Raw genomic sequence first — 13,973 nt, forward strand, 5'->3', positions numbered from 1 at the left:
CAGAAAGCGAGACGCCGCCTGGGTCTCCGCCCAACCATGACACGCGCCCGGAATGCTCGCCGTGGGTCGCTCGGCCAGACGCTCCACCAATTGAACCACCCGCCGATCGCGGCGCGCGTCGCCCAGAGCGATCCCGCGAAATTCGTCTTCTGCCCAGCCCATGCGATCCCCAATGAACGTGAATGCTCAAACCTATTTTACCCGCACACGGGGAGTTGTGTGTAATGGGATGGGCTTGACGTCACCCGAGTATACCCGTCTGACCCGCTCGGATGCGGTTCGTACCTCACCGCTTCCTACTTCTACTTTGTTACCTTCAAAAAATCTTTAAGTGTTTAAATTTTATGATAATAAACAAAAATACACATAAACAATAGGGTTCTAGTGGCGCGTTGAGCGCCTATAATCACCCATAAACCGCCAACATCTATCTTCAATAGGGGCATAGTAAATGAAGATTTATTGCGCCTAATAAAAAATAACTTAAAATTCATTAATTTATGCGACAGTCAAAGTTAACAAAGTAGAATTAAGCGGCCCCGCTGGAAATATCTGGCAGAATGAGTGCCGCGCTGTCTGCGGGGTCCGCTCTTTAACCGCTTGTTAGCCGTTGCTTTCAAAGATCCGATGGTTCCAGCCCCGTATATTTTGCAATTCTTGATAGCATCTTCGGGCCAATTTCCTCTCCATCATGAAAGGCAAAGGGCGTTGGTGCATAAAGAAACCGCAGGACAGTATTCCCCTTTCCCCATTTTTTCAGGACGCAGCGACCCCAACCCGCACCGAGATCGGCCTCCCCAGAGAGGTCATTTGATTCATCGCGGCGATTCGGGCGTGGACTTCGTTCACCTGGGCGTCGAACAGGCGTGAGGCGACCGCCTCCCCGACGAGCTGTTTGAGGCGGCGGTACAGGACATTTTCGGCTAGGCTGCGGCGGTGATCGCCGGCGTCCTGTTTCCACTGCACCACGCCCTTCTTCTGGATCTCGGCCAAGGCCAGCGTGCGTTTTTCAGGTTGCCAAGCAGGGTATTGACCCAGTGAAAACGCTCCAACTCGGAACTCTTGCGGACCCCGACGACCACGCGCTCATGTCCCGCCGCCCACTCGCCGGCACTGACGAAGCACGCCAATCCATCGGAGACCAGTAGCGCACTCGGCGTGAGAGCCTGTTGAGCCCATTCCAGCAACGCGGCCTTGCTGAATCCGACAGTGGGTCCAGGCGCAGGAAACGGGGTCGTTGGGATCGGTCTCGACGGCGATGACAAAAGGGACTTTGCCTTCGGCGCCGCGCCCCCGTTGGCCGGCGCGCACGCCACCCAGGTAGGCGTCATCGACTTCGACCCGGCCGTGCAGAATGCGATCCGACTCACGTTCATCCATCACTTGCATAAGCTTGTGTTTCAACCGCCAGGCCGCCTTGTAGTTCACCCCGAGCAGCCGCTTCAATTCCAGGGCCGAGACCCCGTTCTTGGCTTGTGTCAGGTGAAAGGTCGCCTGAAACCAGGTCGTCAGCGGCAGGTGCGTGGACTCGAACACCGTGCCCGCGATCAAAGAGGTCTGGTGACCACAACCGTGGCATTGCCACAGGGTCAGATAACCACGCTGAAAGCGCGACGCGACCCGTCCCTCGCAGCGCGGGCAGACGAAGCCCTCGGGCCAACGCCACCGCTCCAGCGCTGCTTCGCACGGCGCCTCGGTACCGTACTGCTCCAGGAAGGTCGTCAGCGACAACCCCGGTTGCAACTGAATGCGGTTGATGGCCATGGCGTCTCTCCGCGTCGTGCTCCGGATATCTCATTAGATACCCGGCTGGCCGTTTAGTGTCCGGATCAGGGCTTTGGCTGAGGAAGAGGGCTAATCACCTATTTTATTGTTTCCCATGCATTACAGCGTGCCGATCGGATAGGTATTCGATTTAAGCTCCGTACAGGTAGCCGGATCGATGATCACGCTGCCAAAACTATCGCGGTCGGCGCTGGCGGGCTTTTCCGCCTTAGGTTCCGCGTTCCGTGACGTTTCGCCGGAGAGTAAGCCACGACGCAAAACCCGTCAACCCATGAGGGAAAAGTCCGCCACTTCTGGAATCGATAGCTACAAAAGCTCTACGAATCAGGCATTAAACCTCCATCCGACCGCTGGATGGTGATACGTTTGGAGCAGTACATCGCGGCCTATCTAGACCGCAAACTCGCGGCTCAATCTCCCGACAACGTGGATGCCTACCTCGCCGAATTGGGACGCAAAGGTGTTTCTCTATCGGGAGGTGTTGCGGCGCGAGGATCTGAATCCGGGCGAGTTCGCGCGAGCCAAGCACCCGCGACGCCTGCCGACAGTCCTGACGCATGCGGAAGTCGCAGCCCTCCTTCAGCCTGGAATCCGCCTCACTCACCGCAAGTCATGCACCAGCACCCGTTCGCCCGTCGGGTCCAGATCCCGGGCCTGTTCGACCACCCGTTGGTGGTGCGTAAAGAGGATGACCTGGGTTCTGGCGGAAAACTCCATCAAGGCGCCAAGCGTGGCTTGGGCGCGCGCGTCGTCGAACTGGATGAGGATATCGTCGACGATGAATGGCAGCGGATCGGCATCGTTCAGATGATGATCGAGATTGGCGAGCCGCAGGGCCAGATAGAATTGATCGCGGGTGCCGGTGCTCATGCCTTCGACCCGCAGCCAGCCGCCCGTCGCGCGCTGACCGACCAGAACGGGTTGATCGGGCTCGTCGAAGTCGGTCTCGACGGCGCTGAAGGCGTGACAGGTGAGTTGGGCGAAGTAGCCGCTGGCGCGGGTCAGGATCGGGTCGCGGTGCTGACGGCGGAAACGCTCGATTTCATCGCGCAGGATGCGCGATGCCAGTTTGACCCGGACGTACTGCTCCGCCTGGGCGCGCAGGCTCGAGAGTGTCTGCTGCGCCTCCTCGGCCAAGGCCGCGGCCCGATCGTCACCGGCCATGGCGGTGAATTGACGCTCGGCATCCAGTTTGGCTTCGAGCAGGCTGGCTTGTCGCGGACGCAGTTCGTTTTCGATCCGTGCCTCGATGGCTTTCAGATCGGCGAGCACGGCGTCACGGTCGATGCGGCCGGCCTCTTCCCGCAAGGCGTCGATCCCGAGACCGTCTCCCGCGGTCATCAGCCCGGATTCGATCTCGGCGAGTTGCCGCCGCAGTTGGCGTTGCGACTGGGCGCGCTGCTCGACGGCCACCAGTTGCTCGGGGGTCTCGCAGCCGGCCTCGCGGCAAAGTTCGGCGAGGAGCGCGGTGGCAATCTGGATGTCGGCCTCGGCCCGTCGGATTTCTTCCTCGGCTCCCCGCAACTGCCGCTGCAGCTCGTCGAGTCGGCTCCGGTCTTCGCGTTGCCTGACAAGCCGCTCGTTCAATTGGTTGACGCCTTCCTCGATCGGCCGCTCCAAGAGATCGGGCGCGAGTCTCGCCAGCAGCGCGCCGGCGCGCCGCTGGAAGTCAGCCGCGTCGGCGTCGATCCCCTCGATCCGGGCGCGGAATTCCTCGGCATCCTGGATCTGTTTCAGGCTGTCATCAAGGGTCTTGAGATAATCGGAGGCATCTCCGGGGCTCGCATCGCTGGGCAAACCGAGTTCGTCCATCAGCGCCGCCCACGCCGTCGACCAGACCGCCTGCTCGTCTTCCCTGGCCTTGACCTCCAGTTCGAGGCGCATCTGACTGTCCTGAAGCTCCGCGATCGTCTTTTCCAGCAGGGCGCGCTGACGCTGGGTCTCCATGAGCGCGTCCAGATGCGTCTCGGCCTGGTTGAGCAGCAGGTTCAGCCCCGGATCCGGCACCGCCACGGTGACGGCTAACCCGAGCAGGGTCAGTGCGGCGGACAGGCTTTCGGCATGCATCTCCCGAGCCTTCCCAGCATCGATCAGATCCGCCCGGAGTTGATCGCCCTGCCCCGCCCGCTCGTTCAATCGCGATGCCTTGGCGAGCCAGTGCAGCATCTCGCGGGGCGGTAGCGGTTCGAGTCCGCTCGGCGACCAGGCCGCCCGCCAGGATTCCTGGAGGACCGTCCGGGTCTCGTTCAGCGACGCCAGCACCTGTTCAGTCTCGGCGAGCCCTTGTTCACAGGTCTCCAGCCGCGCCTGGGCCGTGGCGCGTTCATGGACCCGCTTGGTCTCGCGGCGGAGCCGGTCGGCGACCTCGTCGGCCGTCGACACCGCGGTTTCAAAGGTATCCGCCTGCGTCGCCCCGGCTCCCTGGCTCTTGAGTTCGGCGCTCATCTCCGCGCCTTCCAGCCACTGTCGTCTGATGCGTCGCCAGTCCTGGTCGCGACGGGCGCGCGCCTGGTCAAGGTCGCCCTCCGACGGCACGGCGCCGGCGAGTTGGAAGACGCGCAGCGACTCCTCGATCCGCTGGCGCTCGGCTTGCGCCTCCGCGCGGGTTTTCTCCAGGGTCCGTCTGGCCTCGTCCAGGCCCTGGAATTCCGCGACGAAGCGTTCGACGGTCTCCGCGCTTGGCAGAGGCGCGCGGCGCAGCGCGGCCAGGTCGGTCTTCCAGAGACCCAGCGCGGCCAGCTCACGCCCGCATTCCTCGTCGTGACGCTGAATCCGGGCCAAGGTCTCCGCCATCGAGCGATCCAGATCGCCCGCGCGCCGAGCCTCCTCGATGGCGCGGTGCAACCCTTCCAGCGACGGACTGGCTGGCCGTTCCGCGAGCGCCGCGCATTTGCCGGCCAGCGTGCGCGCGGTCTCGGCCAATTTGGTTCGCGCCTGCTCGACGGCGACGGCGCGGGCCTCCCGGCTCCCCCCTAGTTCGGTCACTCGGCGCCGGCGATTGAGCAAGTGAGTCAGTCCAGGCGCCTCGGACAGGGTCAGGCCGGGGCGAATCTGGGCCAGCAGCGCGGCGGCCCGCCCCTCTCCCGTGCCGCGCTTGATCACGAGCGCCGGTCGGTCCTGGGCGGCCTTGCGGTGGCTGCCCAGACGCGCGCGCAAATCGTCGATGACCACGGCCTCGGCCAGCAGATCCTCGGAGACGGCGAGGGTTGCGGCCTTGCCCTGGAGGTCGGCGCAACGCGCCCGAGCGCCTGACTGGCTCGCGGCCGCGAGCACGCGCTTGGCGATCGCGGTCTCGCGTCGCCGGGGGAAATCTTCGGACAGGTTCGGCGTCTCCCCGAGCGAGGCGAGCTGTTCGAGCAGCCCGTCGCGCCGGGCCAGGTCCGGCAAGGTGCGACGAATGCGTTCCAGACGACTGCGCTGTCGGGTCGCCTGGGCCAGTTCGTCGTCCAGCTCGGACAGGCGATGCCGGGCCTGATCGACGGCTTTACGCGTCTCGTCCCAGTCGCGGGCCGAGAGCTGTGCCGCGCGCTGCTCACGTTCGATCGCGGCCAGTCGAGTCAATCCGGCGTTGATCGACGGCTTGGATCCGCGCGGCACGAACAGGTCACCGGCCTCCTGATCGAGCCGTTTGAGAATCGCATGGAGATCGACACTCCCCAATCCGCTCCCGAACAGCGCCTCGGCCTCCCGGCCCCGCTCGGCTAACAGCGCCTGACCGCCGGAGACCAGACTCTCATGATCGATCCCGCACAGACGCTCAAACAGTCGCTCATCGACACCGCCGAGCAGGCGCGCCAGGCTGTCGTCGGCGATCGGCTTGTCCTCGCCGTTCAGGAGCGAGTTCTTGCGCTTTTTACGGCGAAAACAGAGGAGTTCGTTGCCATCCGGTCCCCGAAAACGTCCACCAACGAGCAAGTTCTGTCTGGGATGCAGAAAATCGTCCTGAGTGCGCTCCGGGATCCCGAAGAGCAGCGCCTTGAGCGCGCGTAGCGCCGAGCTTTTCCCGGCCTCGTTGGGTCCGAAGATCAGGTGCAGACCATGCTGGCCGCCGCTCAGATCCAGATGGCGATCAGTGAATGGCCCGAAGGCGCGCAGATGCAGATCCAGGATCTTCACTCGGTCCCCCCGTGATCGCCATCCTGGCCCAGGAGACGATCGAGCAGCAGCGATTTGATGTCCTCCAGGCAGGCTTGGAGGGCCGGTGTCTGAGTCGGATCGAAGGCGTCCTCCCCGGCCCGCAGCTCCGCCGGCAGCTTGGCGCCCAGTTCGGCAACGTCTTCCAGCAGGGACGCGAGGCGCTCGGGTTGCAGTTCCAGATCCCGGATCGCGCGCAACAGCCCGCCGAAGGCGTCGTTGCGCGCTAGAGAGGGCAACTCGGACAGAGTGCCCTGGGTGTCGATCTGCACTTTTTCCACCCAGAGATCGCCGGTTCCGACGCTGTCCGCCAGTGCGCGGCAGGCGTTGACCACCTGCTCCCGCTTGGCGCGGAGCCGGGCATGGATGGCGCAGGGACCGATGAGCCGGAGACGCGCCGCCAGCAGGCGGTTCCCGGCGTGACTGGCGGCGGCTCGCAAGACGGGCTCGACCCGGTCATAGACCTCGTCCAGGGTCGCGGCATCGGTCAAATCCACTGGACACGCCGCCCAGCGCACCACGTCCATCGACAGGTGCTCGATGCCGGCGACCCGTCCATCCTCGACGCGCACCAACGAACAACCCTTGGATCCGGTCTCACGGGCGTGGCGCCCCTGGAGATTCCCCGGAAAGACCACCCAGGGATCCTCCACGACGATCTCGCGCTGGTGGACATGCCCGAGCGCCCAGTACTGATAGCCACGCGACAGCAGCCCGTCAAGACCGCAGGGGGCATAGGGCTCGTGACCGGGGCGACCGTCCAGCGAGGTATGCAGCAAACCGATGTTGAACAGATCCGGATCCGCCAGGGGATAGGCGCGCGTCAGATCCTCGGTGACCGAGCGGGTCGCAAAACCCTGGCCATGCACGGCCACTCCGAGCGATTCCAGAATCAGGGTCTCGGGCTCGCGGGTCGAGAAGATCTTCACGTTCTCCGGCGGGCGCAGCATGCGGGTGATCTGACTTGCCGCGTCATGATTGCCGGCGATTACCAGCACCTGAATCCCAGCCTCGCGCAGCCGGGCCATCTGGCGCGAGAAAAAGAGACCGGTGTTGTAATCCTTCCAATCGCCATCGTAGAGATCGCCCGCGAGCAACACGAAATCGACTGCCTCGTTGAGCGCCAGGTCCGCCAGATTCTCGAAGGCCCGCCGGGTCGCCCCGCGCAAGTCTTCCACGGGAGCGCCTTCATAGCGTTCGAGTCCGCGTAACGGGCTGTCGAGATGAACGTCCGCCGCATGAATGAACTTCAACGATTCCTCCCCGCGAGGGTCTGATTGAATGTCGAACACGACGCATAATAGTGCCATCGCGCCATTCGCGCGCTATCCTAGACACCATTGAGAAATCACAATGCCATTTGGGTGCCCGCGAAACCGGGGAATCACAGCGATGACGAATGACCAGACACCAAGACATCCCTTCACCCTGAGCTTGTTCAAGGTTGCACTTGGCTCCATGCTCATCCTGACGCTGACGGCCTGCGACGGGCTCGCCCGTTTTGTCGCCAAGCCGGAACAAAAGCCAGCCGAGTCCGCGGTGGCCGAACAACCGTCTCCACCGCCGGCCGCCGAGCAGGAACCCATCGAGAAAGTCAAGCTGAAACCCAGCCCTCTTTACGAGTGGAATGGCGATGGCCGCCGGGTGACGCGGATCGTGGTCGACACCGACAAGCAAAAGGCCCGCTTCTATGCGGGCGACGATGAGATTGGCTGGAGTACGGTCGCCACGGGCGTTGCCAAATACCCAACCCCGACCGGGCAGTTTTCGGTCATCGAGAAGGTTGAGAACAAGCGTTCCAATCTCTATGGCAAGGTCGTCGGGAAAGGCGGCCAGGTGATGAAATCGAGCGTCAAGGTCGGGCGTGATTCGATCCCCGCCGGCGGCCGTTTCGAGGGTTCCAGCATGCCCTTTTTTATGCGTCTGACCCATGACGGCGTCGGTCTGCACGCGGGGCCGATCCCGCGTCCCGGACAGCCGGCGTCCCATGGTTGCATTCGCATGCCACGTAAGCTGGCACCGGTGCTGTTCAATCATGTGACCCCGGGCACCCAGGTCGCGATCGTGGGACGCGGCCCGGATTACGGCAATTATCTTGAAAAGCAGCGTGCCATCGCCGCAAAACAAGCCACCGAACAACGGCGGATCGCCGCGAAGAAGGCCACCGAGGCGACCAGGGTGCGGCCGGTCGCCGCTAACACCCAGCCAGCACCAACACCTGCGGATTCCGCGACAACCGCGCCCCTCGCCATGACGCCCGCTGGCGAAGCCATCGAGTCACAGGCCGTAGCGAAAGAGGCGACCGTCCAGCCTGCCGCGCCGCCTGCGGCAAGCGAAACCCACTTGCGTGTCGATCCCGTCTCCCCGGCATCCGGTCAGCCAGTACCGTCGGTTTCCGATGTCTCGCCAATCCCGGCGACGACCGGCTTGCCTGCGTCCGCTCTGGCACCGATTGCGCCTCCCGCTCCGCCGCCAGTCTCCCCGATCTCCCCTGCGCCGACTCAGGCGGTGTCAACCCCCGTCGCGCCGGTCGGCCCAACAGCTCCGTTACCAACCGCCGCGCCGACGGAACCGACCAGTCCCTCGCCAGCGGCACCGGCACCGGCCAATCCCGCGCAGGTCGCGCCAACGACTCCGCCGCCTGTCGCGCCGTCCGGCCCGGCGTCACCGGCGCCCACGCCCGAGCACGCGGCTCCCGCCCCGGCCCCCAGCGCACCCGTGCAAACTGCTCCAACGCCGGCATCGGTCGCCCCGGCTCCGGCCAGCACGCCGGAAAACCCAGCGGGATGAGATCAGAATTTCAGCTCGAACCCGATCTCTGCCACCTGAATCATGCCGCTGTCGGACCCTGGCCCAGACGGGCGGCGGAGGCGGTCGCGCGGTTCGCCGAGGAGAACTTCCATCAGGGGTCGCTCGACTATCCGCGCTGGCTCGTCACCGAGCAGCGACTGCGCGAGCGTCTGGCCCGGCTGATCGCGGCGGACTCGCCCGACGACATCGCGCTGGCCAAGAATACCTCGGAGGCGCTGTCGATCATCGCGCACGGGCTCCCGTGGCAAGACGGCGACAACCTGGTCGGCATCGCGCAGGAATTCCCGTCCAACCGTATCGTCTGGGAGTCATTGGCTGACCGGGGAGTGACCTGGCGTGCCCTGGATCTGGAACGGTCCAGCGATCCCGAGGCCGAGCTCATGGCGCTCTGCGACCGGCGCACGCGGATGATTGCCGTGAGTTGGGTGCAATATGGTCGCGGGCTGCGGCTCGACCTGGAGCGGATCGGGGCCTTCTGTCGCGCCAGAGACATTCTGTTCTGCGTCGACGCCATCCAGGGGCTCGGCGCCCTGCCCTTCGATCTCACGTCCAGTCAGGCGGATTTCGTGGTGGCCGACGGTCACAAATGGATGCTGGGACCAGAAGGTGTCGCCCTGCTCTATGTCCGACCCGAACGGCGCGCGACCCTGACCCTGCGTCAGTTTGGCTGGCGCATGGTCGAGCATCCCGGCGACTTCGAGCGTCCTGACTGGACACCCGCCGCCGATGCCCGGCGCTTTGAGTGCGGCAGCCCGAACCTGCTGGGCATCCATGCCCTGGAGGCCAGTCTGTCGTTGTTGGAAGAGGTCGGTCTGGAGCGGGTCTGGAGTCTGCTGCAAGCACGCACAGAACAGTTGATCGCGCTGATCGACCAGCGCGGCTTCGAGCTACTCACCCCGCGCGACCCCGATCGACGTGCCGGCATTGTCACCTTCCGCGTGCCGGGCGCGCCCGCCGACCGGCTGTATCGCGATCTTATGCAGCGACGGGTGCTTTGTGCTCAACGGGGCGGCGGGATTCGTTTTTCGCCGCACTTCCATACCCCGCTTGACGTCATCGAAAGGGCCATGACCATCGTCGACGATCTGCTGGACCTTTAATCCCAGAAAGAGCATTCAGCCGCCAGCGACCAGCCTCCAGCCATTGGTTTATCGAGGTTTTCGCTGGTTGATGCGTTCACCCAATGGGTGAACCTCGGCAGCTCTTGCCCAATGGCGAATGTGATGATTTCCAAGAGCTGGAGGCTGGAAGCTGGAAGCTCTTTTCAGGTCAATCGGTCTGATTCCGCTCTTCCTCCAGATCCTGGAGCAGGGTCAGCGGATCCATGACGATGCAGGAGCCGTCCGGCGCCGGGAACACGGCAACCAGACGGCCATCCCGGGTCATGCCGGTCAGCCAGCGTTCCATGAAGACTGCGAGCGCCAGCGGCTCCGCCTCGCAATCCGACCAGTCGTCATTGGCCAGGGCATCGGCAAACTCAGGAGCGGGCCAGAAGGGAAAACAGTCCCTGCCCTCTTCATCGCTGAAAGTCACGAAACCGCCAGCGCCCTTGAGTGTCCAGACCTTGTCTTGCAAGGTCGCCTCGGTCAGAAAAAAAGTATAGCGATCAGGAGCCGGCTGGCTGAACACGCCAGATAACTCAGAGGCGGACAATGGAGCGCTCATCGAACGGGTTACCCTTTATTGCAGGTTGCGGACGCCGTGGTCACGGCATTTGACCCCGCACTGTATCAGCCGTGCGGCACGCGAGAAAGATGAACGGACCATGCACACGTCATCCATTGCCGATCCCATCCCTTGCGCCAATCGCATCCCGAGGCTTGTCTATCCGAACCCCGGAGCCCCACAATACCGCCATCCGATCAAGAGCAAGATGAAGGTGAAGCCGTGAAATGGTATGGAATCCTGCTTGGGGCGATCCTGGGCATCCTCGTAGGAACGGTGATCGGTTATCTGCTGGTTCCTGGCATGCTCAAATAACACGTCGATGACAACATGCTGGAGCAGACACGATGAGGCTCGAAGGATACCGCGTCCGGACCGGAACCTGGGACAATGCCGGCGCCACCGTCGTTGAGGGTGGCGTCAATTTCTGTGTCTTCTCGCGCTACACCGAGACCATGGAACTCTTGCTGTTCGAGCGCGACGACAGCATCGCGCCAGCGACAATCATTCGTCTCGATCCCGAGATCAACCGCACCTTCTTTTTCTGGCACATTCTGATCGAGGATCTGCCCGACGGAATCTATTACAACTGGCGCGCGGACGGGCGCTGCGAGACCCGCGAGACCGGCTGTCGCATCGATGGCGAAAAAGCCCTGCTGGATCCCTGGGCGACGACCGTCAGCAATCGGCTGTGGAATCGGGAAGCGGCCTGTCGTCCAGGGAACAACCTGGCCACCGCGATGCGCGCGCAGGTGGTGCGCGACGATTACGATTGGGAGGGCGACCAGACAATCCATATCCCGCTCAATCATTCCATCGTCTACGAGATGCATGTCGGCGGTTTCACCCGCCATCCCTCGTCCGGCGTGACGCATCCGGGAACCTTCGCGGGAGTGATCGAGAAGATTCCTTACCTGCGGGATCTTGGCATCACGCATGTGGAACTGATGCCGGTCATGGCCTTCGATCATCAGGACGTGCCGCCCGCGACCGCCCGTCTCGGACTGGAGAATTACTGGGGTTACAGCACCCACAGTTTCTTCGCGCCACACCCCTCCTTTACCGTTACGCCTAGCCGCGCCCGCGACGAATTCAGAGACATGGTCAAGGCGTTCCACCGGGCCGGGATCGGCGTGATCCTGGACGTGGTCTTCAACCACACCGCCGAGGGCGGCGAGGACGGGCCGACCATCAGCTTCAAGGCGCTCGGCAACGAGATGTTCTACCACCTGGACTTCGAGGACCGGCGGCGCTATCGGGACTACACAGGCTGCGGTAACACGGTGAACTGCAATCACCCGATGGTCACGCGCTTTCTGGTCGATGCACTGCTCTACTGGGTGCGACGGATGCATGTGGATGGGTTCCGCTTCGATCTCGCCAGCGCGCTGGCCCGCGGCGAGGACGGTAACCCGCAGTATCATGCCCCGGTGCTCTGGGCCACCGAACTCTCGCCCAGCCTGAGCCGGGCGCACATCATCGCCGAGGCCTGGGACGCCGCCGGTCTGTACCAGGTCGGCGACTTCCCCGGCTATCGCTGGGCCGAGTGGAACGGCCGCTATCGGGATGTGATCCGCGGCTTCGTCCGGGGCGACCCCGGACTGGTTCCCGAGGTCGCCACCCGACTGACCGGCTCCAGCGACATGTACGGAAGTCGTGGACGACTCCCCCTGAATTCCATCAACTTCGTCACCTGTCACGATGGCTTCACCCTTCACGATCTGGTGAGTTATGACGAAAAACACAACGCCGCCAACGGCGAGGACAATCGCGACGGCAGCGACCACAATATCAGTTGGAACTGCGGCCAAGAGGGACCGACCGATGATCCCGCGATCCTGACCCTGCGCCGGCGCCAGGCACGCAATTTCGTCAGTCTCCTGATGCTGAGTCAGGGCGTCCCCATGCTGCTCTCCGGCGACGAAGTGATGCGCAGCAAGCTAGGCAACAACAACAGCTACTGCCAGAACAACGAACTTTCCTGGTCGGATTGGGGGCTGGTGGAAACCAACCGCGACATGCTGAAGTTCGTGCGCGCCATGATCGCCCTGCGCCGGCGCCATCCGACCCTGACCCGCAACCGTTTCCTGACCGGCAAGCCGGCCAACGGGCAGACCCTGCCTGACATTACCTGGCATGGTGTCGGACTCGAAGCGCCGAACTGGGACGACCCCGACAACCGCGCGCTGGCCTTCACCCTGGCGGGGATCGACGCGGACGAACCGCCGTTGCACATCATGATGAACATGGGGCTGAAGTCGCTGGAATTCGCGCTGCCAGCCGTGGCGGGTTTGCGCTGGTGCCTAGCGGTCGACACCGCGTCCGAACCGAGCGTCGTCGAACCGGACGCTCAGCGCCCCCTGCCGGCTGGCCGCCTCAAACTCGGTTCGCGTTCCGTTGTCGTGCTCGAAGCAAGGGATCGTGCTTAAACCGCGCCCGGCGCGGTATGCGATGTTTATGGATTGAATCGACCCCGGAAACCGCCTTAAAACCGTCTCGCAGGCAAGCGGAATTCTGCTTACTTCAGGTTCATCCACATTTCAGGAGCAACAGGCTTATGCAAATCGGAATGATCGGCCTTGGCCGGATGGGCTCGAACATGGTGCTCCGTCTGTTACGCGCGGGCCACCAGTGCGTCGTCTACGCCCGCAAGCCTGCTTCCCTGGAAGGATTGGTCGCGGAAGGCGCCATCGGCACCTCGGATCTAGCGGATTTCTGCACCAAACTGGAGAAACCGCGCCATCTCTGGATCATGGTTCCCGCCGGTGCCGTGGACTCCGTCATCAAGGGACTGCTACCTCATCTGTCGCCCGGCGACACCCTGATCGATGGCGGCAACTCCCATTATCGCGAGGATCTGGTCCGCGCCGAGCGCCTCGCGCTGGCGGGCATCCACTACGTCGACTGCGGCACCAGCGGCGGCGTCTGGGGGCTGGAGCGCGGCTACTGCCTGATGATCGGCGGCGAGATGCCGGTCGTCGAGCGGCTCGATCCCATCTTCGCGTCCCTGGCACCCGGCGCCGGCGGCATCGAGCGCACCGCGGGCCGCTCCGGACCGGTCAGCCGCTCTGAGATGGGGTATCTCCACTGTGGACCCAATGGGGCCGGACACTTCGTCAAGATGGTCCATAATGGCATCGAATACGCCCTCATGGGTGCCTATGCGGAAGGTCTCAATCTCCTCAAGCATGCCGGGGTCGGCCGACAGGATCGCGCGACCGACGCCGAGACCGCTCCGCTCAGCCATCCGGAACACTACCAATACGACCTCGATCTCGCCGAGGTCGCCGAGGTCTGGCGCCGCGGCAGCGTGGTCGCCTCCTGGCTGCTCGACCTGACCGCCAACGCACTGGCGGAGGATCCAGAACTGAAAGGCTTCGGCGGGCGCGTCTCGGACTCCGGCGAGGGTCGCTGGACCTGTCTCGCGGCACTCGAAACCGGAACTCCCGCCCCCTTGCTCACCACTGCGCTCTATGAGCGTTTCAGCTCCCGCGGCGAAGGCGATTTCGCCAATCAGATCCTGTCCGCGATGCGCTATCAGTTCGGCGGGCATCACGAGAAGCCGGCGGATTGATACA

The 13,973-nt window shown here is 63.6% G+C and carries 11 protein-coding genes; 4 read left to right on the forward strand and 7 right to left on the reverse strand.

Going from position 1 to position 13,973, the window contains the following annotated elements:
* The 6 genes from CCR95_RS06845 to CCR95_RS06865 form a co-directional block, all read right to left on the reverse strand.
* Nucleotides 1–162: IS4/Tn5 family transposase DNA-binding protein (locus CCR95_RS06845; RefSeq protein ID WP_201092084.1), on the reverse strand; the 162-nt coding region annotated here is incomplete at its 3' end.
* Between the two features lie 594 nt (nucleotides 163–756).
* On the reverse strand, nucleotides 757–993 hold the full coding sequence (locus tag CCR95_RS06850; protein ID WP_201093001.1) for a hypothetical protein: 237 nt from the start codon (nucleotides 991–993) through the stop codon (nucleotides 757–759).
* On the reverse strand, nucleotides 924–1,187 hold the full coding sequence (locus CCR95_RS26305) for a transposase (RefSeq protein WP_420825647.1): 264 nt from the start codon (nucleotides 1,185–1,187) through the stop codon (nucleotides 924–926). The genes CCR95_RS06850 and CCR95_RS26305 overlap by 70 nt, the downstream gene beginning before the upstream one ends.
* Nucleotides 1,087–1,764 carry an IS1595 family transposase gene (locus CCR95_RS25795; protein WP_201093002.1) on the reverse strand — a complete coding sequence of 226 codons (678 nt, stop codon included), beginning with the start codon at nucleotides 1,762–1,764 and terminating at the stop codon, nucleotides 1,087–1,089. The genes CCR95_RS26305 and CCR95_RS25795 overlap by 101 nt, the downstream gene beginning before the upstream one ends.
* Nucleotides 1,765–2,385: 621 nt before the next feature.
* Nucleotides 2,386–5,901: an AAA family ATPase gene (locus CCR95_RS06860; RefSeq protein WP_201093003.1), complete on the reverse strand. Its 3,516-nt coding sequence runs from the start codon at nucleotides 5,899–5,901 to the stop codon at nucleotides 2,386–2,388.
* Nucleotides 5,898–7,172 (reverse strand): metallophosphoesterase family protein, encoded by a 1,275-nt coding sequence (locus CCR95_RS06865; RefSeq protein ID WP_201093004.1) that lies wholly within the window; start codon nucleotides 7,170–7,172, stop codon nucleotides 5,898–5,900. Before CCR95_RS06865 ends, CCR95_RS06860 begins: the two co-directional genes overlap by 4 nt.
* Before the next feature lie 139 nt (nucleotides 7,173–7,311).
* Here CCR95_RS06865 and CCR95_RS06870 point away from each other — a divergent pair, with 139 nt between their 5' ends.
* Both CCR95_RS06870 and CCR95_RS06875 read left to right on the forward strand, forming a co-directional pair.
* Nucleotides 7,312–8,709, forward strand: a complete 1,398-nt coding sequence (locus CCR95_RS06870; RefSeq protein ID WP_201093006.1) for a L,D-transpeptidase — start codon at nucleotides 7,312–7,314, stop codon at nucleotides 8,707–8,709.
* Nucleotides 8,706–9,830: an aminotransferase class V-fold PLP-dependent enzyme gene (locus CCR95_RS06875; RefSeq protein WP_201093008.1), complete on the forward strand. Its 1,125-nt coding sequence runs from the start codon at nucleotides 8,706–8,708 to the stop codon at nucleotides 9,828–9,830. Before CCR95_RS06870 ends, CCR95_RS06875 begins: the two co-directional genes overlap by 4 nt.
* A gap of 169 nt (nucleotides 9,831–9,999) precedes the next feature.
* Here CCR95_RS06875 and CCR95_RS06880 read toward each other — a convergent pair whose 3' ends face one another.
* Nucleotides 10,000–10,383: a DUF2750 domain-containing protein gene (locus CCR95_RS06880; RefSeq protein WP_338115361.1), complete on the reverse strand. Its 384-nt coding sequence runs from the start codon at nucleotides 10,381–10,383 to the stop codon at nucleotides 10,000–10,002.
* 359 nt (nucleotides 10,384–10,742) lie between these two features.
* Here CCR95_RS06880 and glgX point away from each other — a divergent pair, with 359 nt between their 5' ends.
* Together glgX and gnd are read left to right on the forward strand one after the other, a co-directional pair.
* Nucleotides 10,743–12,824, forward strand: a complete 2,082-nt coding sequence (gene glgX / locus CCR95_RS06885) for a glycogen debranching protein GlgX (protein WP_201093012.1) — start codon at nucleotides 10,743–10,745, stop codon at nucleotides 12,822–12,824.
* Nucleotides 12,825–12,952: 128 nt separating this feature from the next.
* Nucleotides 12,953–13,969, forward strand: coding sequence for a phosphogluconate dehydrogenase (NAD(+)-dependent, decarboxylating) (gnd, locus tag CCR95_RS06890; protein WP_201093014.1), 1,017 nt, complete (start codon nucleotides 12,953–12,955; stop codon nucleotides 13,967–13,969).
* The last annotated feature ends 4 nt before the right edge of the window (nucleotides 13,970–13,973 follow it).

Source organism: Thiocystis minor (genome assembly GCF_016653465.1).
In the GTDB taxonomy this organism is placed as follows: domain Bacteria; phylum Pseudomonadota; class Gammaproteobacteria; order Chromatiales; family Chromatiaceae; genus Chromatium; species Chromatium minus.